The organism is Cupriavidus sp. FW305-46 (assembly GCF_058787075.1).
The window spans coordinates 1-21,645 of sequence record NZ_JBYSZI010000056.1; the positions used below are offsets into that span (position 1 = coordinate 1).

Below are 21,645 nucleotides of genomic sequence, written 5' to 3' on the forward strand. Positions count from 1 at the left end.
CGCCCGTACGACCCCGCCTACGACCCGCTGCACACCCCCAACCCCGGCCACGGCCGCGAGTACGCGCCCACCTACTGGATCGGCACCGCGGGCGAGCCGCCCGCCGACGACGGCCCGATCACGCACGACATCGACGTGGATGTGGCGATCATCGGCTCGGGCTTCACTGGCCTGACCTGCGCCATCTTCCTGGCACAGGAATACGGCATCAAGGCCACCGTGCTCGAAGCCAACCGCGTCAGCTGGGGCTGCAGCACGCGCAACGGCGGCCAGGCGCAATGCGCGTCCGGGCGGCTCAAGCGCTCGCAGTGGATCCAGCGCTACGGCCTGGATACCGCGCTGCGCCTGCATGAGGAAGTCTGCGACGGCATGGAGACCTTCAAGGGCCTGATCAAGGACATCAACTGTGACCCGCAGCCGGGCGGCCACCTGTATATCGCGCACCGCGCCAAGGTGATGCCGGCGCTGGAGAAGGAGGCCAAGCTCCTGCGCGAAGTCTTCAAGTACGACGCACGGATCATGGACGCCGACACCGTGCGGCGCGAGTATGTCGACGACAAGGAAGCCGCCGGCGCCATGCATGAGCCCGAAGGCATCGGCATCCACGCCGGCAAGCTCGCCTTCGGCTACCTGCGCCGCGCGCGCGAGCTGGGCGCCAAGGTGCATCCGTCCAGCCCGGTGACCGGCTGGGAAACGCGCAACGGCGTGCACTACCTGCGCACCCCCGGCGGCATCGTGCGCGCCCGCGCGGTGGGTGTGGCCACCGGCGGCTATACCTCGCAGACGCTGCACCGCGAGCTCAAGAACCGGCTGTTTCCGATCCTGTCGAACTCCATCGTCACGCGCCCGCTCACGGCCAGCGAACTGGCCGCGTGCAACTTCCGCACCACGCAGGTCATCACCGACACCCGCATCCTGCGCCACTACTACCGCCTGATGCCAGACGGCCGCCTGCAGATCGGCAGCCGCAGCGCCATCACCGGCAACGACGCGCCGCAGGAGCAGTACAAGCACAAGCTGATCGGCGACATGTACCGCAAATTCCCAGCGCTGCAGGGGATCCAGGTCGATTACTCATGGTGGGGCTGGGTCGATGTCAGCCACGACATGATGCCGCGCATCACCCAGCCGGATCCGGCCCAGTCGATCTACTACGCCATGGGCTATGGCGGCAATGGCGTGATGTACTCCGCGCAGGCCGGCAAGCGGCTGGCGGCGTTGATTGCCGGCAAAGCTGCCGCGCTGCCGGAACTGCCGATCTTCCGCTCGCCGCTGCCGTTCCCGAACGTGCGCGAGATGGTGGAATCGCAGATGTTCGCGCCGTTCCGGAGGATGGGGCAGCGCGTGCTGTACCACTGGTATCACTTGAAGGATGACGTGCTTTGAGGAATGTGGTCGGGCGGCTGCATCGAGGACGCCGGCAACGCGATAGCAGGCCTTCGCCTCCCATCCTTGTCGGCCCCCCACCGACACCCAAACCGGACCCCACCGCCTCCCCAGCCAGCGCAACGCAGCAGTATGATTCCCAGGTCTCCCGCCCCGGGAGCATCGCGGCCGCGCACCGGCCGCAGTGCATCAGGAGGCACGCTTGGCCCTACCCCGGCCGCTATCGCCCAAGCCTTCCCATGCCGGCGACCTGATCGTCGCCCGCCCGGAGGGCCTGTATTGCCCGCCGGGCGACTTCCATATCGATCCCTGGCGCCCGGTCGAGCGCGCCGTCATTACCCATGCCCACTCTGACCACGCCCGTTTCGGCCACGCCCATTACCTGTGCGCGGAACCGGGCCGCGGCGTGCTGCTGGCGCGCCTGCCCGGCATCGACCTCAATACCCAGCCCTACGGCAAGCGCATCCGCCACCACGGCGTCACGCTGAGCTTGCATCCCGCAGGACATGTGCTCGGCTCGGCCAAGGTGCGCATCGAGTACGGCGGGCAGGTCTGGGTCGCCTCCGGCGACTACAAGCTCGAAGCCGACGGCACCTGCGACCCGTTCGAGCCGGTGCCGTGCGGTACCTTCATCACCGAAAGCACCTTTGGCCTGCCGATCTACCGCTGGCCACCGCAGGCCGCATTGATGGCGGAGATCTTCCACTGGTGGCAAACCAACGCGCAGGCCGGCCGCGCCAGCATCGTCCACGCCTACACCTTCGGCAAGGCCCAGCGCATCCTGCACGGCCTGCTGCGCGGCGCTTCCGCGAGATCGCGCGCATTGCCGGGCTGATCTTCCAGGGCTATCCCGGCGCACCCAAGAGCGCGCGCCAGTTGCAGGCGTCGTCGAGCCTGTTCTACGAGGTGTTCCGCAAGCACGCCCCCCGCAACCTGCTGCTGGGCCAGGCCGAGCGCGAGGTGCTGACGCAGGAGCTGGATGCGCACCGGCTCGCCGATACGCTGGAGCGCCTGTCGGCGCTGAAGCTCGACCTGCATGACCTGAAGCGGCCCACGCCGCTGTCGTTCCCGCTGGTGGTGGAGTTCCTGCGCGAGAAGCTGAGCACCGAGAAGCTGGCCGACCGCATCGCCCGCATGCTGGCCGACCTGGAACTGGCGGCAGGTCCGGAGCCAGGCGAAGCGGAAAGCATGCCGGCCGAGGCGCTGGCCGAAGCCGCCCGATTTGGCATGGCCGACCACGCCGGCCCGTCCGGGCGCACGCCGCGCAAGCCGCGCCGCGTGCGCAAACCTTCAAAGCCCTTACCGCTCCTATGAACCCGGATGCCCGCACATTGGAAGCGAACGGCGCTTTCGCCGTGACGGCCGCCGGCGAGACGCTGTGGCTGCTGCCCGAGCATGCGATCTGGTGGCCCGCGGCAGGCATGCTGATGGTGGCGGATGTCCGCTTCGGCAAGGCCGCGGCGTTCCGCGCACTGGGGCAGCCGGTGCCGCACGGCACCACCGGCGACAACCTGGCGCTGTTGACACGGCTGACCCGGCAGCTGTCAGTGGATGAGCTGGTCTTCCTCGGCGACTTCCTGCATGCGCGTGCCGCCCGTGCGCAGGCAGTGCTACGGGCGCTGGACGACTGGCGTCACCGCCTGCCGCCGCAGGTCTGCTGCACGCTGGTGCGCGGCAACCATGACGCGCGCGCCGGCGACCCGCCTGAGTCCCTCGACATCTCCGTGGTGACCGAGCCCGCCGTGGCGGGCCCCTTCGCGCTATGCCATATGCCCGGTGCTTCTGCACAGGGCTATGTACTGGCAGGCCACCTGCATCCGGCCTGCCGCCTGCGCGGCGCAGGCGCAGACAGCCTGCGCCTGCCCTGTTTCCTGTTCGGCCCGCATGGCGCCATCCTGCCGGCTTTTGGCGCCTTCACCGGCCACGCCACCGTTCGGCCGCAACCGGACGAGCGCGCCTATGGGGTCGGCGGCGGCCGGGTCTGGCCAGTTAGGCCTGCCGGACGTCCGGCTCAGAACAGCGTATAGCCACCGTCGATCACGAAGGTGTCCCCCGTGTGGTATGCGGAAGCCGGGCTCATCAGGTACACCGCAATCCCGGCGAAGTCGCTGCCCTCGCCCCAGCGGCGCATCGGCACGCGCTTGTGCACCATTTCCTGGAAGGCATCGTTGCCCTGGGCCACGCTGGTCATCTCGGTCTTGATCCAGCCCGGCAGGATCGAGTGCGCGCGGATGCCCTTGCGCGCGTACTCCACCGCCAGCCCCCGCATCATCGAAATCACGCCGCCCTTGGTGGCGGCATAGTGCTCGGAGCGCGGCGCGCCTTCAATCGCTGCAACCGAGGCCGTACTGCACAGCACCCCGCCCTCGCCCTGCACCAGCATCTGCCGCACCGCGGCGCGCAGCGTGAAGAAGGCACCGTCCAGGTTGACGCGCATGGTCCTGCGCCAGGCCTCGGTCGGCATCTGGTCGAACGGCCCCTTGTTGCCGCTGCCCACCCCGGCATTGGCAAAGCAGCCGTCAATGCGCCCCAGCGCCGCCACCGTGCGCTGCATTGCAGCATCGACCGCCTGCTCGTCGCCAACGTCGCAAAGCTCGGTATGCACCTTGCGCCCATGCTGGGCCAGGCGGTCGGCGGCGGCAGCGTTCTTGGCGGCATTCGTGCCCCAGATCGCGATATCGGCGCCGGCCGCGGCCAGCCCTTCGGCAATGCCCAGGCCGATGCCGCCGTTGCCGCCGGTCACCAGTGCCACTTTGCCGCTCAGGTCGAATGGATGCTTTGTCATGTGATTGTCTCCTTGGGTGGTGGGACATTGTTCACATGGCAAAGGGTTCAAGGCGTCGTCGGAATGGATGAAATCGCCGAGGCAGCTGACGGGCGCCGGACAGGCCATGAACGGCCAGCCGGTGAATGCGCATACGAACGAACTGGGCGTCAAGGGATTAGCCGAAATCGCGTTGGTGGGCGTGGCGCCGGCCGTGACCAACGCCGTGTTCCACGCAACCGGAAAGCGCGTGCGGGAGCTTCCGATCCGCGTCGAGCACCTGGTCGAGCAAAAGTCTGCGCACTGGCCTGCCCTTGCTGTTTTCGTACTACCGGCTGGCATTATGATGGCCACATTCCCAACCTCTGGTTGCCAGTCATGGACAAGGCCCGTGTCCTCACCCTCTTCCTCGGCGTGGTACGCGCCGGCAGCTTCCACCGCGCCGCGGTGGAAGCGGGCGTCACGCCGCAGGCCGCCAGCAAGGCCGTGCGCACGCTGGAGGATCATCTCGGCGTGCGCCTGCTGCACCGGACCACGCGCAAGCTCAGCCTGACGGAAGAAGGCGCACGCCTGTTCGAGCTGGCCGCGCCGGGCATGCGCCAGCTTGACGAAGCGCTAGAGCAGGTCCGCAGCAGCAAGAGCGACGACGACGGTCTGATCCGCCTGACCGCTCCGCCGTCGCTCGGCAGCCGCGTGCTGGTCCCGCTGGTGCGCGGCTTTCGCGAACAATATCCCGGCATCACCTTCGATGTGGTGCTGAGCGACCTCTTCACCGATCTTGTGGAAGCCAAGATCGACGTCGGCTTCCGCGTCGGCACCAGCCCCGGCCAGAACCTGGTGGCGCGGCGGCTGTGCGACCTGCCGCTGGTCATCTGCGCGGCGCCGGATTACCTGGCTCGGCACGGTGAGCCGGCCACCCTCGACGACTTGCTGCAGCACCAGTGCACGGGCTTCCGCCGCCCCGCGACCGGGCGCATGGTGCCGTGGGAGCTGCAGGTGGACGGCGACCTGATCTACCAGGAGGTGCCTGCGGTGGCGAGCTTCAATGACGTGGAAACCGAGGTCGAAGCGGTGCGCGCCGGCATGGGCATCGGCCAGCTCCCCGCCTACATGATCCACGCCGACCTCGTGAGCGGGCGGCTGAAGGCGATCCTGCCGGGGTACAGCAGCAGCAATGTCGGCTTGTACATGTACTACCCGCATCGCAGCCAGATGCCGGTGCGGGTCCGGCGCTTCATCGACTTCGTGGTGGAGGCGGGCCGGGGCGCGGAGCAATCGCTGTCGCGCCTGGTCGGGATCGTGCCCTGAGCCGCTTCACCACCGCTTGTTTGCAACGACGACAGCAGCAAGCACCCCGCCGCCAAAGCACGTCTGCAAACGCCCTCCCTCCCCTTTCGCTTGATTCTTCTCAACCGAAAACGCCGGAAATATCGTTTGTCGCGCAAGCCGACGACGACAACCATTACGCCAAGGCCAACCAACAGCGATCTCAGACCAGCTCTATCCGCTCTGGAGCGCGGAACCCGTCCCCAACTGCTCGCGTCGCGCGACCGCGCCACCGGCGAGTGGATCTTCCCGGCGCTGCCAGCCCGACTCGCCACTGGCGGACGGGCACGAGACCGTCGCCATCCCGGCACGGGCGTGCTCTACAGCTTCACCGTGTCCACCCCGCGCGCAAGAGCGGACTGGCTCCGCATGCGCTCGGCTATGTCGATTTCGTCGGCTCGACGCGCCGGCCTTCCATTCACAACTAATGGTTGTCGTTGAAACGCGATTACATCGCCTAGTGTTGTGGGCGTTGCCGGCCTAAATTGGTCTCCGTGGCCCCCGCCATCAGACATCGCAGTCAAACCGAGCACCCTGAAAGGAGATTCACCATGTCCGCCAACACCACCAACACCGCCATCAACGCTGCCAGCAAGGTCTGGTTCATCACCGGCGCTTCGCGCGGCTTCGGCCTGGAACTGACCCGTGCCGCGCTGGCACGCGGCGACCGGGTCGTCGCCACCGCGCGCCGCCCGGAAACCATCACCGCCGCACTGGGCGAGCACGACAACCTGCTGGGCGTGGCGCTGGACGTCACCAACGAAGCGCAGGCGATCGCCGCCGCCGAGGCCGCCGTGGCCAGCTTCGGCCGCATCGACGTGCTGGTCAACAACGCCGGCTACGGCCTGCTCGGCGCGGTCGAAGAGGCCTCCGCACAGGAAGTCGAGCAGCAGTTCGCCACCAACGTGTTCGGCGTGCTGACCGTGACGCGTGCGGTGCTGCCGCAGATGCGCCGTCAGCGCAGCGGCCGCATCCTCAACATTTCGTCGATCGGTGGCTACGCCGCGTATCCCGGCTGGGGCGTCTATGGCGCCACCAAGTTTGCGGTGGAGGGCCTGACCGAAGCGCTCGATGCGGAACTGTCGCCGCTGGGCATCCGCGCCACCGTGGTCGAGCCGGGCTTCTTCCGCACCGACTTCCTCGATGCCAGCTCGCTGGTGCGCGTGCGCACCGAGATCGCCGCATATGCCGATACGGTCGGGGCAATGCGCGAGCACATGGCTTCGGCCAACCACCAGCAGCCCGGCGACCCGGCCAAGCTGGCGGCAGCGCTGCTGACCCTGGCCGACAGCGAAACCCCGCCGGTGCGGCTGCCGCTGGGCTCGGACACGGTCTACCGCATCACCGAGAAGAACCGCAAGGTGGAAAGCGAACTGGCCGCCTGGCAGGCGCTGGCGGTGTCGACCGACCACGACGACGTGCGCCGCTGATCTTGCTGCAACGCAGCAGCGCACGCTTTGCTGCAATGCGGGCAAGCTGTGTGAAACGCGAAGCGGGGCCGGCCGCGCGCCGGCCCGCCCCCCGCCACTTGCGAGCCATCTTGCGTCAGGCAATGCACCGAGTCGGGCATCCGCGTATGTCGCTTCCGGCGAATTTGGCCAATAATTCCCGGACAGCCATTGCCGGACGAGAGCCACCATGCACGATAGTCCCGATGCCATCCGCACCGTCGCCTTGCTAGGGCACGCGGGGTGCGGCAAGACCTCGCTGGTCGAAGCGCTGTTGCACAAGGGCGGTGCCCTGCACACGCCCGGCAGCGTCGAACGCGGTTCCACGGTCTGCGACAGCGACCCGCTCGAGCGCAAGTACAAACGCTCGCTCACCACCGCCGCCGCCCACCTGCACTACCGCGACACCCGCATCTACCTGCTTGACACCCCCGGTTACCCCGACTTCTCCGGCCTCGCCATCAGCGCGCTGGCGGCGGTGGAAACCGCCGCCATCGTCATCAATGCCCAGACCGGCATCGAGATGACCACGCGCCGCGCGATGGCGTGGGCGCAGGCGCGCCAGCTGTGCCGGATGATCATCGTCAACGGCATCGACGGCGACAAGGTCGACCTGCCCGCGCTGCTTGCGGATATCCAGGAGGCCTTTGGCAAGGAATGCCTGCCGATCAACCTCCCTGCCGGCAACGGCAGCCAGGTGGTGGACTGCTTCTTCAATCCGGCCGGCGAGTCGGATTTTTTATCTGTTCCCGCCGCCCACGATGCGCTGATCGACCAGGTGATCGAGATCGATCCCGAACTGATGGAGCTGTACCTGGAACAAGGCGAGGCGATCACGCCGGAGCAGCTGCATGCGCCATTTGAGCGCGCGCTGCGCGAAGGCCACCTGGTGCCGATCTGCTTTACCTCGGCCGCCACCGGCGCCGGCATCACGGAACTGCTCGACGTGTTCGTGCAACTGCTGCCCAACCCGACTGAAGGCAATCCGCCGCTTTTCTATCGCGATACGGGCGATGGCAGCGAACACCGCAAGGCCGTGCGCGCCGAGCCCGTGCCTGACAAGCACGTGCTGGCCCATGTCTTCAAGGTGGTGATCGACCCCTATGTCGGCAAGCTGGCGGTGTTCCGCATCCACCAGGGCACGGTCACGCGCGACAGCCAGCTCTATATCGGCGACGGGCGCCAGCCGTTCAAGGTGGCGCACCTGCTGCGGCTGCAGGGCAAGGAGACCCAGGAGATCCCACGGGCCGGCCCGGGCGATATCTGCGCGGTGGCCAAGGTCGACGAACTGGGCTTCGATGCCGTGCTGCACGACGCCACCGAGGACGGCAATATCCACCTGACGCCGCTGGAGTTTCCAACCCCCATCTACGGCCTGGCGATCGAACCGGCGCGGCGCGGCAACGAGCAGCGCCTGGCCGAAGTGCTGCACAAGCTCAGCGCGGAAGACCCGTGCCTGCGCGTCGAGCATCCGGTTGGCACCAATGAGACCGTGGTGTTCGGCCTGGGCGAATTCCACCTGCGCTGCGCGCTCGAGCGGCTGACCGAGCAATACAAGCTGGAGGTGGTGACGCGCCCGCCCAAGATCGCCTACCGCGAAACCATCGGCGGCAAGGCCGAGGGCCATCACCGGCACAAGAAGCAGACCGGCGGCGCCGGGCAGTTCGGTGAAGTAATGCTGCGCGTGGAGCCGCTGTCGCGCGGCGAGGGCTTCGACTTTGTCGATGCGGTAAAAGGCGGCGCGATTCCCGGCCAGTTCATTCCCGCCGTGGAAAAAGGCATCCGCCAGGTGCTGGACAGCGGCCCGCTGGCGGGCTTCCCGATGCAGGACGTGCGCGTAACCGTGTATGACGGCAAGAGCCATCCGGTCGATTCCAAGGAAGTCGCGTTCGCGACCGCCGGGCGCAAGGCCTTCATCGACGCGGTGCTCAAGGCCAGGCCCAGCGTGCTGGAGCCGATCGTCGAGATCGAGGTGACGGCGCCGGGCACAGCCATGGGCGACATCATCGGCGACCTCTCCACCAAGCGCGGCCAGGTCCACGGCACGCGCACCGCGGTCGGCAACGCCGTGGTGGTGGCCGGCCAGGTGCCGCTGTCCGAGCTCAACGACTACCAGTCACGGCTGAACAGCATCACCGGCGGCCACGGCAGCTATACCATCCAGTTCAGCCACTACGACAACGTGCCGCCGGCGCAGCAGGACAAGATGGCATCGAAACACAAGGCGCAGCAGGATACGGATTGAGCGGTTCGCGCCCGCGGCTGCATCTAGTACGTTTCCAGATGCAGTCGCCCCTCCCGCTTCAACCCTTCAGCCAGCGCCTCCCATTGCAACCCCGCCTGCTGCGCTACGTCCCTCAGCGCCAGCACCACGCCCTCTTCCATGCTCTTTAGCCCGCACACATAGAAGCAGGTGTCGGAACTCGCCAGCAACGCTGCCAGGTCCGCCGCGCGCTCGCGCATCAGGCCCTGCACATAGCGCTTGGGCTGCCCCGGCGTACGCGAGAACGCCAGGTTGATGTCGATGAAATCCTTGGGCAGGTTCTGCAGCGGGCCGAAATAAGGCAGATCCTCCTGCGTGCGCGCGCCGAAGAACAGCATCAGCTTGCCGCCGTCGAACTTGCCGGCCTTGCGCAGGCGCCGGCGCCATTCGGTCATGGCGCGCATCGGTGCGCTGCCGGTGCCGGTGCAGATCATCACGATGTTGGAGCGCGGGTGGTTGGGCATCAGGAAGCTGGCGCCGAACGGGCCGATCACTTCGACCTTGTCGCCGACCTGGAGGTCGCACATGTAGTTGGAGGCCACGCCACGCACCGGGTTGCCGTCATGGTCCTGCAGCACGCGCTTGATGGTCAGCGACAGGTTGTTGTAGCCCGGACGCTCGCCGTTGCGCGGGCTGGCGATCGAGTACTGACGGGCATGGTGCGGGCGGCCGCCGGCGTCGGTGCCGGGCGGCACGATGCCGATCGACTGACCTTCCAGCACCGGGAACGGGGTCGCGCCAAAGTCCAGCACGATGTGGTGCGTGTCGTATTCGCGGCCCACTTCGGTCACGCGCACATTGCCGGTCACGGTAGCGGTGATGGTCTTGTTGGCGGACTTCGCGCCATACAGGTTGGTGTATGCATGCGCGGCGGACCAAGGCGGCACCGTGGCGCCGTAACGGGCGCCGTTGATGGCATCTTCGCCTGAGCCGGCCAGCGGCGACGCGGCGGGAATCTCCGGCGCGGCGGTCTGCAGCTCGGCGCCGGGTGCCAGGTCGGCCAGTTGCTCGGGCGTCAGCTCTTCGGGCAGCGTGTCCCAGCTGAGCTGCTCTTCGATGCTGTAGGCGCGCAGCTTCGGCATGGCGCGCCAGTTGTCGATCGAGCCGGTCGGGCACGGGGAAATGCAGGCCATGCACAGGTTGCACTTGTCGGCATCGACCACGTAGTTGCGCGAGTCGTGCGTGATCGCGCCCACCGGGCAGGTGGCTTCGCAGGTGTTGCAGCGGATGCAGATCTCGGGATCGATCAGGTGCTGCTTGATGACTTGAATTTCTGCCATGTCCATGGCGGTCTCCAGAATCAGAGTGCGTCCAGGGCGTGTATCCCTGCCCTCGGTGTTCCCCTCTCCCCTCAGGGGAGAGGGGAGGGTGAGGGGTGGTTTAAGCACCGGCGCTTCGTTGATGCTCCCGCCCTCACCCCACCCCTCTCCCGCATGCGGGAGAGGGGCGCAAACCCGCAGCGGGCGGATGGCCCGAAGCTCAGTTAAACCGCACGTACTCGAAATCCACCGGCTGGCGGTTGATGCCCATCACCGGCGGCGCGATCCAGTTGGCGAACTTGCCCGGCTCGACCACGCGGCCCATCAGGCTGGCGACAAAGGCGCGATCGCCTTCGCCGGGCAGCCACTGGTCGCGGAAGTCGCGCCATTCGGCGTCGGAGATCACGCGGCCGTCCGGCGATACCTTGACGCCCGCCAGCGCGCCGATATTGCGGTGGAAGGCCTTGTGCGGCACCTTCAGGCGGAACGGGATGCCGGCCTTCTCGATGACCTTGTTCCAACGCTCCACACCGCCCATGCTGTCCTTGATATAGTCGTCGCGCAGCACTTCATTGAGCGCGTTGAGCATCGGCACTTCCTTCTCGGTCAGCTGGCCGTTCTGCGCCTGCAGGATGCGGTAGGTCTGGCCCTTGAGCACGTGGTCGTCCATGCGCTTGCCTTCTTCGTAGCGGCCCTTGAGGCCGGTGCTGTAGAAGGTGGCGGCGTTGCTCGACTCATCGGCACCGAACAGGTCGATGGTGACGCTGTAGTGGAAGTTCAGGTAGCGCTGCAAGGTCGGCAGGTCGATCACGCCGGCCGCGCGCAGCTTGGCGGGATCGTCGGTCTTGAGTTCGTTCATCACCTGGCAGGTGCGCTGGATCACGCGCGACACGCCGGACTCGCCCACGAACATGTGGTGCGCTTCCTCGGTCAGCATGAACTTCGTCGTGCGCGCCAGCGGATCGAAGGCGCTTTCCGCGAGCGCGCACAGCTGGAACTTGCCGTCGCGGTCGGTGAAGTAGGTGAACATGAAGAACGACAGCCAGTCCGGGGTCTGCTCGTTGAACGCCTGCAGGATGCGGGGATTGTCCTGCTGGCCGCTGCGGCGCTCCAACAGGGCCTCGCCCTCCTCGCGGCCGTCGCGGCCAAAATACTTGTGCAGCAGGTAGACCATCGCCCACAGGTGGCGGCCCTCTTCCACGTTGACCTGGAACAGGTTGCGCAGGTCATACATGCTGGGCGCGGTCAGGCCCAGGTGGCGCTGCTGTTCGACCGACGCGGGTTCGGTATCGCCCTGCGTCACGATGATGCGGCGCAGGTTGGCGCGGTATTCGCCGGGCACGTCCTGCCACGCATCCTCGCCCTTGTGGTCGCCGAAATGGATCTTGCGGTTGGCCTCGGCCGGGTTCAGGAAGATGCCCCAGCGGTAGTCCGGCATCTTGACGTGGCCGAAGTGGGCCCAGCCCTGCGGATCGACGCTGATCGCTGTGCGCAGGTAGATGTCATGGCTGTGCGAGCCTTCCGGGCCCATGTCGTTCCACCAGCTCAGGTAGTTAGGCTGCCATTGCTCGAGCGCGCGCTGCAGGGTGCGGTCTTCGCTCAGGTTGACGTTGTTGGGGATCTTGTCGCTGTAGTTGATGCCGGACATGGTGGTCTCCTTCGGGGGACGATTCGGTTGTCGTGTAAGGCTGGATCAGACGCGGTTCCAGTCGAAGGCGGCCTTGTCGCCCTTGCCGTAGACCTTGAGCGCGCCCTTGTCGCCCACCGCGTTGGGACGCTGGAAGATCCAGTTCTGCCACGCGGTCAGGCGGCCGAAGATGCGGGTGAACATGTTTTCCTGGCCGTTGAAGCGCAGGTTGGCTTCCATGCCGGTGAGCGCATCGGGCGACATCGCCACGCGCTCTTCCAGCGCGATGCGCACTTCGTCGGTCCAGTCGATGTCGTCGGGGTTGGCGGTGACCAGGCCCAGCGCATAGGCGGCATCGGCATCGAGCGGCTGGCCGGCCTTGGCGCGCACCGCGTCCAGCGCGGGCTGCTCGTCGTAGAAGCGGCGTCCCAGGCGGCTCTGGCCGGTGGCCATCGGGTACAGGCCGAAATTGACTTCCGCCACGGTGATCTTCGGTGCGCGCGCCTCGTCGTCCGGCAGTGCCAGGTGGTAGCTGCGGTCGCAGGCCAGCGCCAGTTCCAGGAAGGTGCCGGCAAAGCAGGACTGCGGCTCGATCAGCGCGAACAGGCTGCGCGACGACACGTCCAGGCGGCTCAGCGTGCGGCGCAGCAGGCCGATGGTCTCGCGCACCAGCCAGTGGTCCTTGTGCGCGAGCAGCGTGGCGTCGGTGGCCAGTACCGCGGCGGCATCGCCGCTGGTCTTGATCAGCCAGGTGCCGATGTCGAGTTCATTGGTGCGCATCGACAGGATCGCGTCTTCCAGTTCGCGCGCCAGTTGCAGCGGGTACCAGGCGGCGCCGGCGGCGACGATCTCTTCGATGCTCTGCGGTTGCGCACCGACGGGCGCCTTCACGGTGAAGGTCGCGGTACGGCCGGTGCGATCGATCTCGACCGTCACATGCGTATAGCGCAGCGCATCCGCTTCGATCGTCCGCTCGATCGGCTCGAGCGCCACGCCCTGCGCATCGGCCGGACGATCGCTCTGCGCGGCCAGCGCCAGCGCGCGCTCCTGCACCTTCTGCGCGAACACGGCGGGCTTGGCGATATCGTCCACCAGGCGCCAGTCCTTGGCACGCTGGCCGCGCACGCCTTCGGTGGTGGTGCAGAAGATGTCGGCGAGGTCATGGCGCACGTGGCGCTTGTCGGTCACGCGGGTCAGGCCGCCGGTGCCGGGCAGCACGCCCAGCAGCGGCACTTCCGGCAGGCTCACGGCCGACGAGCGGTCGTCCACCAGCAGGATCTCGTCGCAGGCCAGCGCCAGCTCATAGCCGCCGCCGGCGCAGGCGCCATTGACCGCGGCCAGGAACTTCAGGCCGCTGTGCGCCGAGGAATCCTCGATGCCGTTGCGGGTCTCGTTGGTGAACTTGCAGAAGTTGACCTTCCACGCATGGCTGCTGACACCCAGCATGAAGATATTGGCGCCGGAACAGAACACCTTGTCCTTGCCGCTGGTGACGACCACGGTGCGCACTTCCGGGTGCTCGAAGCGGACGCGGTTGAGCGCGTCGTTCAGTTCGATGTCGACGCCGAGGTCGTAGCTGTTGAGCTTGAGCTTGTAGCCGGGGCGCAGGCCGGCGTTCTCGTCGATGTCCACCGCCAGCGTGGCGACGGGGCCGTCGAACGTCAGCTTCAGGTGTTTGTATTGGGCGGGGGCGGTCTGGTAGTCGACGCGGGGGGCGGTTGTCACGGCGGTGTCTCCTCTGCGAAACTGCACTATCGTGCATGAACAGGAATCTGGTGAGACGAACTATAGTTCATCGCTCAGATTTTCTGCAAGCACTATTGTGCAGATTTCTCAGGAGGTGCCGGTCGCTGGCCCCGATGCCGCGTTATTGCGCCCCAGCCGTCACAACGGCATGCGCAAGGCCTGGCGCACCAGCTCGCGCAGCGCGGTAAATGTGGGTTCCAGCGGTTGCGCGCTGGTGTCCAGCGCGAACTCCGCCTTGGAATAGAAGGCCGCGCGACCGGCCAGGATATGGCGCAGGTCCTCCATGGCCTCCTTGCTTGCCGCCATCGGACGGAAGTCGCCCTGCCCGCGCACCCGCTCCATATGGTCTTCCGGCTCCGCCTGCAGCCAGACCGTGGTGCAGTGGGCCAGCAGCAGGTTGAAGGTGGCCGGATCGGAGACCAGGCCGCCGGGCGTGGCGATCACGGCCTCGGGGTAGATCTGGATGGCTTCTTCCAGCGCGCGCCGCTCATAGCGGCGATAGGCGTTCATGCCATACAGGCCCTGGATCTCCGAGATGCTGCAGCCGGCAAACTTCTCGATCTCGCGGCTCAGCTCGACAAAGGGGAAGTCCAGGTCTTCGGCCAGCATCCCGCCCAGCGTGCTCTTGCCGGCGCCGCGCAGCCCGATCAGCGCCACGCGCGGGCTGCGCGCGGCCTGGCCGGCATTCTCGCCACCCGTGCCGAGCATCTCGCCCACGGCAATGCGCACGCGCCGCAGCGTGGCTTCGTCACGGTGCTCCAGCAGTTCGCGCAACAGGATCCATTCCGGCGACGAAGTGGTGACGTCGCCCAGCAGCCCGGCCAGCGAGCACTGCAGCGCATCCGCAATCTGCTGCAGCACCAGGATGGAAGCGTTGCCGCTGCCGTATTCCAGGTTTGCCAGGTGCCGCTCCGATACGCCGGCGGCCTGCGCGGCGGCCTTTCGGGTCAGGCCTCGGCAGGCGCGCAACTCACGCACACGCTCGCCCAGCGCGACCAGAAACGGGTTCTTCTCAGTGCCATTGGCAGCGCTTGCATCTGAATCATGGTGCATGTCGGCTGCCGGGGTTAACCCAGATTTATGCAATATAGTGCTTGACATGATTTCTGTGCGGCTCTATTTTCCATACATGCACAATAATGCATGAAGCCAGTGATAGCAACTGGCGAATCAGATGGAGCCCCCAACACCATGTCCCCCACAGAATTCCGCAGCCAGATCGCGCAGCTCACCGCGCAACTGGCAGGCCGCCCGCTGGATGCCGCACTCGATGCGTGGCTCAATGCCGAGCACGGCGCCGGCAGCCCCACCTACCAGCAACTTAAGGACGCCTGCCAGGCCGGCGTGGCCGAAGGCTGGCTGTGCGACCGCGAAGGCGGCGGCATCCGCTACGGCCGCATCTTCAAGCCGGCTGACGACCTGCACGGCTTTTCCGTCGACGTGGTCGACATGCAGGACATTGCCGGCCCGCATCACACCCATCCCAACGGCGAGATCGACCTGATCATGCCGCTCGAGGGCGACGCGCAGTTCGACGGCCGCCCCGCCGGCTGGCTGGTGTGCCCGCCGGGCAGCGCCCACCGCCCCACCGTCAGCAACGGCCGCGCGCTGGTGCTCTATCTGCTGCCGGAAGGCCGCATCGACTTCACGCGCTGAGATCCCCCATGACTGAATTGCTATCCAACTACCTCGGCGGCAAGTGGCAGGCCGGCAGCGGTGCCGGCACGCCCTTGTTCGATCCGGTGCTGGGCGACGAACTGGTGCGCGTTGACGCCACCGGGCTGGACCTCGCTGCCGGCTTCGCCTTTGCCCGCGAACAGGGCGGCATGGCCCTGCGCGCGCTGACCTATCGCCAGCGTGCCGCGTTGCTGACTGACATCGTCAAGGTGCTGCAGGCCAATCGCGATGCCTATTACGACATCGCCACGGCCAACAGCGGCACCGTCAGGAACGACTCCGCGGTCGACATCGACGGCGGCATCTTCACGCTGGGCACTTACGCCAGGCTGGGCGATGCGCTCGGCGACCGGCACTACCTTCCGGATGGCGAGGCCGCGCGGCTGGGCAAGGACCCGTTGTTCCAGTCGCAGCACGTGCTGGTGCCCACGCGCGGCGTGGCGCTGTTTATCAATGCCTTCAACTTCCCGAGCTGGGGACTGTGGGAGAAGGCGGCGCCGGCATTGCTGGCCGGCGTGCCGGTGATCGTCAAACCCGCTACCGCCACCGCCTGGCTGACCCAGCGCATGGTGCGCGACGTGGTCGAGGCCGGAGTGCTGCCGGCCGGCGCGTTGTCGGTGGTGTGCGGCAGCTCGGCCGGACTGCTGGACCAGTTGCAGCCCCTTGACGTGGTGTCGTTCACCGGTTCGGCCGATACGGCCGCGGTGATCCGCTCGCATCCCGCCATCGCGCAACGCTCTGTTCGCGTGAATATCGAAGCGGACAGCATCAATTCCGCCGTGCTGCTGTCGCAGGACGGCCCTGATACCGCCGCCTTCGACCTGCTGGCGAAGGAAGTCGTGCGCGAGATGACGGTCAAGTCCGGCCAGAAATGCACCGCGATCCGGCGCGTGTTCGTGCCTGAAGCGCTGTATGGCCAGGCCGCCGAGGCCATTGGCGCACGGCTGTCGAAAGTGACCGTGGGCAACCCGCGCAACGATACGGTGCGCATGGGTGCGCTGGTCAGCCGTGCGCAGTTCAACGCCGTGCAAGACGGGCTGGCAACCCTGCGCAAGCAGGCACAGGTGCTGCATGACGGCACGCAGCAGCCGCTGGTCGATGCCGATCCGGCCGTGGCCTGCTGTATCGGCCCGACGCTGCTGGGCGTGACCGATGCGGACGCCGCCGCCGCGGTGCACGACACCGAAGTGTTCGGCCCGGTGGCCACGCTGCTGGCCTATCGGGATACCGCCCATGCACTGGCACTCGTGCGCCGTGGACAGGGCTCGCTGGTGGCATCGCTCTATGGCAGCGACGCGGCCGCGCTCGGCGCGGCCGCCGTCGAGCTGGCCGACAGCCATGGCCGCGTGCATGTGATCTCGCCCGACGTGGCGCAGCTGCACACCGGCCACGGCAACGTCATGCCGCAATCGCTGCATGGCGGCCCCGGCCGCGCCGGCGGCGGCGAGGAACTGGGCGGACTGCGCGCCCTGCACTTCTATCACCGGCGCAGCGCCATCCAGGCCAGTACCGCGGTGCTCGACGCGCTCGCCTGACCGTTCAAGCCAACCCGCTTCACCGCGCCGCCACGTCCGCATGGCGGCGCGCGGCACACCGTACACCAGCAACGGGGAGACACCCATGACCGCCACGCCTTCAGAACCACCCGTCCGGCCACCCGGCACGTCCTTCAACTTTGCCGGGCACCTGCTCGGCTGCAATGCCGGGCGCGCCGGCAAGGTGGCCTATATCGATGACGACGGCCAGCTCACCTACGGCGAACTGGCGCAGCAGGTGCGGCGCCTGGCCGCGGCGCTGCTCGGCGCCGGCATCCGCCGCGAGGAACGCGTGCTGCTGCTGATGCACGACTGCAGCGACTGGCCGGTCTGCTTCCTGGGCGCGATGTACGCCGGCATCGTCCCGGTGGCCGTCAACACGCTGCTGACCGCCGACGACTACAGCTACATGCTGCAGCACAGCCGCGCGCAGGCGGTGCTGGTGTCGGCCGCGCTGCTGCCCGTGCTGCAGGAGGCGCTGGCACGTCCCGGGCATGAAGTCGGGCAAGTGTTCGTGTCCCGTGCGCATGAGCCGCTGCCTGATGGCATGGCGGCGCTGGATGCGCTGCTTGCCGCGCAAACGCCGTTGCAGGCGCCTGCCGCCACCAGTTGCGACGGCCCCGGTTTCTGGCTCTACTCGTCCGGCTCGACCGGCCAGCCCAAGGGCGTGGTGCACAGCCACGGCAACCCGTACTGGACCGCGGCGCTCTATGCAGTCCCGGTGCTCGGCCTGCAGGAGCAGGATGTCTGCTTCTCTGCGGCCAAGCTGTATTTCGCCTACGGGCTGGGCAACGGCCTCAGCTTCCCGCTCAGCGTAGGCGCCACCGTGGTGCTGATGGCCGAGCGGCCCACGCCCGAGGCCACCTTCCGCCGCTGGCTGCAACACCGGCCAACGGTGTTCTTCGGCGCGCCGACAGGCTACGCCGGCATGCTCGCCTCGCCGGCGCTGCCGCAGCGCGCCGAGGTCGCGCTGCGGCTGTGCTCGTCCGCCGGCGAGGCCCTGCCCGCCGATATCGGCCAGCGCTTCACCGCGCATTTCGGCTGCGAGATCATCGACGGCATCGGCTCCACCGAGATGCTGCATATCTTCCTGTCCAACCGCCCCGGCCAGGTGCGCTACGGCACCACCGGCTGGCCAGTGCCGGGCTATGCCATCGAGCTGCGCGACGAAGAAGGCCGCCCGGTGCCCGACGGCGAGATCGGCGACCTCTATATCCAGGGCCCCAGCGCCGCGCTGATGTACTGGGCCAACCGCGAGAAGTCGCGCGAGACCTTCCGCGGCGGCTGGACCAAGAGCGGCGACAAATACGTGCGCAACCCGGATGGCACCTACAGCTACGCCGGGCGCAGCGACGACATGCTCAAGGTCAGCGGCATCTACGTTTCGCCGTTCGAGGTCGAGGCCACGCTGGTGCAGCACCCGGCAGTGCTGGAGGCTGCGGTGATCGGCGTACCTGACCAAGACGGACTGGTCAAGACCAAGGCCTTCGTGGTGCTGAAGGCCGGCGCGCAGCTTGGCGACGGCGAACTGAAGGCCTTCGTCAAGGAGCGGCTGGCGGCCTACAAGTACCCGCGTGCGATCGAGTTCGTCGATGCGCTGCCCAAGACCGCCACCGGCAAGATCCAGCGCTTCATGCTGCGCGAACGCGAACTGAAGGCCGCCGCAGAGCGCGCCGTCGCGGTGGCGTGAGCGGCAACGCCGCCCGCCCCGTCATACCACCATACCGGAGACAAACCATGCGTCAGATCGATGTCCACAAGCTGGCCGACGAGGCCCGCTTCAACCGCTTCCATGCGCTCATCCTGTTCTGGTGCGCGCTGATCATCATCTTCGACGGCTACGACCTGGCCGTGGCCGGCATCGCCCTGCCGTCGATCATGAAAGAGATGGGCGTGACCGCCACCAGCGCCGGCTTCATGGTCAGCTCGGCGCTGTTCGGCATGATGTTCGGCGCGATCTTCCTCGGCACCGTGGCCGACCGCATCGGCCGCAGGCGCGCCATTGCCATCTGCATCGTGCTGTTCAGTGTCTTCACCGCGGCGGCGGGCTTTACCAGCGACCCGGTGACGTTCAGCGTCACGCGCTTCCTGGCGGGCCTGGGCATCGGCGGCGTGATGCCCAACGTGGTGGCGCAGATGACCGAGTACTCGCCGCGCAAGCTGCGCGGCACGCTGGTGACGCTGATGTTCAGCGGCTATTCGGTGGGCGGCATGCTGGCCGCGCTGCTGGGCAAGGGACTGATCGAAAGCTACGGCTGGCAGTCGGTTTTCCTCGCCGCCGGCCTGCCGGTGCTGCTGGTCCCGCTGGTGCTGCGCTCGCTGCCGGAGTCGATGCCATACCTGCTCCGCACGGGCCAGACCGACGCTCTGCAATCCGTGGTGTCGCGCCTGGTGCCGGCGCACCGGCCGCAGCCGGGCGACGTCTTCACCCTGGCCGCGGACGACAAGGCCGGCAGCGCGCCGATCCGGCGCCTGTTCCAGGACGGCCGCGGCTTCAGCACGGTGATGTTCTGGGTGGCGTTCTTTATGTGCCTGTTCATGGTGTACGCGCTCAGCTCCTGGCTGACCAAGCTGATGGCCGCCGCCGGCTACAGCCTGGGCTCGGCGCTGACCTTCGTGCTGGTGCTGAACTTCGGCGCCATGCTCGGCGCCATCGGTGGCGGCTGGCTGGCCGACCGGCTGCCGATCAAGCATGTGCTGATCGGCATGTACGCGCTGGCGGCAGTGTCGATCACGCTGCTGGGCTACCCGATGCCCAGCGCCGCGCTGTTCGTCGTGGTGGGCCTGGCTGGTGCTTCCACCATCGGCACGCAGATCGTCACCTATGCCTATGCGGGCCAGTTCTATCCGATGGCGGTACGCGGTACCGGCATCGGCTGGGCCTCCGGCGTGGGACGCAGCGGCGCCATCCTGGCACCGATCGTGATCGGCGTGCTGGTTGGGATGTCCCTGCCGTTGCAGCAGAACTTCATGGCGATGGCAATCCCGGCGGTGATTGCGGTGGGGGCGGTGTCGATGATCAATCACCGGAGGTCGGCGTCGGCGCAGGCGGAAGTCGCTGCGGTGCCGGTGCGGGCGGCTGTGAAGGAGGCCTGAGGAAAATTGCTTGCCACTTGGGCCCTCCCCCGTCCCAATTGTTTGCTCCCTCTCCCGCAAGCGGGACAGGGAGCAAACCAGCGGCTTGTTGAAGGGCGTTGCCTACTTGCTGCCCTTCACGGTCGTATAAGCCGTAATCAAATTCCGATAGTCCGGAATATGGTTCGAGAACAGCGTGCCCAGGCCCTCGATGTCGTTGCGCCAGTCGCGATGCAGTTCGCAAGCCACGCCGAACCACGTCATCAGCTGCGCGCCGGCATCCGACATCCGCTGCCAGGCCGAATCGCGCGTGATTTCATTGAAGGTGCCCGAGGCATCGGTCACGACAAAAACTTCGAAACCCTCTTCGATCGCCGACAACGCCGGGAAGGCCACGCACACTTCGGTGACCACGCCGGCGATCAGCAGCTGCTTCTTGCCAGTGGCACGCACCGCGGCAACGAAGTCCTCATTATCCCAGGCGTTGATCTGGCCCGGGCGCGGAATGAACGGTGCGTCAGGGAACATGGCCTTGAGCTCAGGCACCAGCGGTCCGTTGGGGCCATCCTCGAAGCTGGTGGTCAGCACGGTCGGCAGCTTGAAGTACTTGGCCAGGTCGGCCAGTGCCAGCACGTTGTTCTTGAACTTGTCGGGCTCGATATCCCGCACCAGCGACAGCAGGCCGGCCTGGTGATCGACCATCAGGACGGCTGCCTGGCTCTTGTCAAGGCGCTTGTAGGGCTTGCTCATGGTGTGCTCCTGTCAACAAAAAAAGGTACGCACGCGTGGCGTCTGCCACGCGTGCGTACCCCTGGGTATGCCGTGCGTTGCCGGCAAGGCGTCAGCGCTTGGAGTCCAGCACCTCGTGGTTCTTCTCCACGTCCTGTGCCTTGAGATAGCTTTCAATCAGCAGGCGGTAGGCCGGGAAGATCTGCGTGTAGACCTCGGCCCATTGCTGCGCGTCCGGGCGGTTCCAGCTCTGCTGCAGCTCAGAGGCCACGGCGGCGGTATCCATCGGCACCACGCCGGCCTGGACAATGCGCGCCAGGGTGATTTCCTGCGCCATCTTGGAATAGGTGCCCGATGCATCCACCACGGCAAACACCTTGTAGCCGTCAGCCACCGCGCTGATCGACGGGAATGCCATGCACACGCTGGTGATGGTGCCGGCGATGATCAGGGTCTTCTTGCCGGTCTCGCGCACCGCGGCGACAAAGTCGGGGTTGTCCCAGGCGTTGATCTCGCCCTTGCGCGCAACATATTTGGCATGGGGGGCGTTTTCGTGGATTTCCGGAATCAGCGGGCCGTTCGGGCCTTGCGGCACGGATGCCGTGGTGATCACCGGCAGCTTGCACAGCGTCGCCATCTTGGCCAGCGCGGCCGCACGGGCGCGCAGCTCAGGCATCGGCATGTCGCCAACGGTCTGGAACAGGCCACTCTGGTGGTCGATCAGCAGCATGGCCGTATCGGCGGGATCCAGTACCGGACGCTTGCCGTTGAAATTCGCGGGTGTGGTCATTTGGCTTTCTCCTATGCGGT

At 67.0% G+C, this 21,645-nt stretch carries 16 protein-coding genes and 2 pseudogenes; 11 read left to right on the plus strand and 7 right to left on the minus strand.

The annotated features are described in order from the left end of the window. The 4 genes and pseudogenes from AC3WON_RS23970 to pdeM form a co-directional block, all read left to right on the plus strand. On the plus strand, positions 1 to 1,386 hold a 1,386-nt coding region (locus tag AC3WON_RS23970; protein WP_492352873.1), incomplete at its 5' end, for an NAD(P)/FAD-dependent oxidoreductase. 202 nt (positions 1,387 to 1,588) lie between these two features. Continuing rightward, positions 1,589 to 2,191, plus strand: a pseudogene (locus AC3WON_RS23975) (DNA ligase-associated DEXH box helicase); the annotation flags it as partial. After that, positions 2,182 to 2,700: pseudogene (locus tag AC3WON_RS23980) on the plus strand (DNA ligase-associated DEXH box helicase); the annotation flags it as partial. The pseudogenes AC3WON_RS23975 and AC3WON_RS23980, both read left to right, overlap by 10 nt. Beyond that, a complete protein-coding gene (gene pdeM, locus AC3WON_RS23985) occupies positions 2,697 to 3,413 on the plus strand; it encodes a ligase-associated DNA damage response endonuclease PdeM (RefSeq protein WP_492352874.1) in 717 nt (238 codons plus the stop codon). The pseudogene AC3WON_RS23980 and the gene pdeM, both read left to right, overlap by 4 nt. Here pdeM and AC3WON_RS23990 read toward each other — a convergent pair. Further along, entirely contained in the window at positions 3,398 to 4,171 is a 774-nt protein-coding gene (locus AC3WON_RS23990; RefSeq protein ID WP_492352875.1) for an SDR family NAD(P)-dependent oxidoreductase, read from the minus strand. The genes pdeM and AC3WON_RS23990 overlap by 16 nt on opposite strands. Positions 4,172 to 4,528: 357 nt before the next feature. Between AC3WON_RS23990 and AC3WON_RS23995 the strand changes: the two genes are divergently transcribed. The 3 genes from AC3WON_RS23995 to fusA all read left to right on the plus strand — a co-directional run bounded on the left by AC3WON_RS23995 (position 4,529) and on the right by fusA (position 9,169). Continuing rightward, a complete protein-coding gene (locus AC3WON_RS23995; protein ID WP_492352876.1) occupies positions 4,529 to 5,458 on the plus strand; it encodes a LysR family transcriptional regulator in 930 nt (309 codons plus the stop codon). Between the two features lie 569 nt (positions 5,459 to 6,027). Further along, positions 6,028 to 6,906 carry an oxidoreductase gene (locus tag AC3WON_RS24000; protein WP_492352877.1) on the plus strand — a complete coding sequence of 293 codons (879 nt, stop codon included), beginning with the start codon at positions 6,028 to 6,030 and terminating at the stop codon, positions 6,904 to 6,906. Between the two features lie 208 nt (positions 6,907 to 7,114). Continuing rightward, positions 7,115 to 9,169 carry an elongation factor G gene (gene fusA / locus AC3WON_RS24005; protein WP_492352878.1) on the plus strand — a complete coding sequence of 685 codons (2,055 nt, stop codon included), beginning with the start codon at positions 7,115 to 7,117 and terminating at the stop codon, positions 9,167 to 9,169. Positions 9,170 to 9,192: 23 nt separating this feature from the next. Here fusA and boxA read toward each other — a convergent pair whose 3' ends face one another. From boxA to AC3WON_RS24025, 4 genes are all read right to left on the minus strand, one after another. Beyond that, positions 9,193 to 10,473 (minus strand): benzoyl-CoA 2,3-epoxidase subunit BoxA, encoded by a 1,281-nt coding sequence (gene boxA, locus AC3WON_RS24010; protein ID WP_492352879.1) that lies wholly within the window; start codon positions 10,471 to 10,473, stop codon positions 9,193 to 9,195. A 193-nt stretch (positions 10,474 to 10,666) separates the two neighbouring features. Then, a complete protein-coding gene (gene boxB / locus AC3WON_RS24015; protein ID WP_492352880.1) occupies positions 10,667 to 12,094 on the minus strand; it encodes a benzoyl-CoA 2,3-epoxidase subunit BoxB in 1,428 nt (475 codons plus the stop codon). Positions 12,095 to 12,139: 45 nt separating this feature from the next. Then, positions 12,140 to 13,798, minus strand: coding sequence for a 2,3-epoxybenzoyl-CoA dihydrolase (boxC, locus tag AC3WON_RS24020; protein ID WP_492317402.1), 1,659 nt, complete (start codon positions 13,796 to 13,798; stop codon positions 12,140 to 12,142). Positions 13,799 to 13,957: 159 nt separating this feature from the next. Beyond that, positions 13,958 to 14,920, minus strand: a complete 963-nt coding sequence (locus tag AC3WON_RS24025) for a helix-turn-helix transcriptional regulator (RefSeq protein WP_492317401.1) — start codon at positions 14,918 to 14,920, stop codon at positions 13,958 to 13,960. Between the two features lie 90 nt (positions 14,921 to 15,010). Here AC3WON_RS24025 and AC3WON_RS24030 point away from each other — a divergent pair, with 90 nt between their 5' ends. The 4 genes from AC3WON_RS24030 to AC3WON_RS24045 all read left to right on the plus strand — a co-directional run bounded on the left by AC3WON_RS24030 (position 15,011) and on the right by AC3WON_RS24045 (position 20,127). After that, the gene (locus AC3WON_RS24030) at positions 15,011 to 15,475 is read left to right on the plus strand and encodes a DUF4863 family protein (protein ID WP_492317400.1); all 465 of its coding nucleotides are present in this window, start codon (positions 15,011 to 15,013) and stop codon (positions 15,473 to 15,475) included. 8 nt (positions 15,476 to 15,483) lie between these two features. Continuing rightward, positions 15,484 to 17,031 carry a 3,4-dehydroadipyl-CoA semialdehyde dehydrogenase gene (locus AC3WON_RS24035; RefSeq protein ID WP_492352881.1) on the plus strand — a complete coding sequence of 516 codons (1,548 nt, stop codon included), beginning with the start codon at positions 15,484 to 15,486 and terminating at the stop codon, positions 17,029 to 17,031. Positions 17,032 to 17,116: 85 nt separating this feature from the next. Further along, positions 17,117 to 18,721 carry a benzoate-CoA ligase family protein gene (locus tag AC3WON_RS24040; RefSeq protein ID WP_492352882.1) on the plus strand — a complete coding sequence of 535 codons (1,605 nt, stop codon included), beginning with the start codon at positions 17,117 to 17,119 and terminating at the stop codon, positions 18,719 to 18,721. A 47-nt stretch (positions 18,722 to 18,768) separates the two neighbouring features. Then, entirely contained in the window at positions 18,769 to 20,127 is a 1,359-nt protein-coding gene (locus tag AC3WON_RS24045) for an MFS transporter (RefSeq protein ID WP_492317397.1), read from the plus strand. A gap of 102 nt (positions 20,128 to 20,229) precedes the next feature. On the opposite strand, the gene ycaC is transcribed toward AC3WON_RS24045, so the two are convergent. Together ycaC and AC3WON_RS24055 are read right to left on the minus strand one after the other, a co-directional pair. Further along, a complete protein-coding gene (gene ycaC, locus AC3WON_RS24050; protein WP_010812838.1) occupies positions 20,230 to 20,856 on the minus strand; it encodes an isochorismate family cysteine hydrolase YcaC in 627 nt (208 codons plus the stop codon). 91 nt (positions 20,857 to 20,947) lie between these two features. Beyond that, positions 20,948 to 21,625 carry an isochorismatase family protein gene (locus AC3WON_RS24055; RefSeq protein ID WP_013953523.1) on the minus strand — a complete coding sequence of 226 codons (678 nt, stop codon included), beginning with the start codon at positions 21,623 to 21,625 and terminating at the stop codon, positions 20,948 to 20,950. Between the last annotated feature and the right edge of the window lie 20 nt (positions 21,626 to 21,645).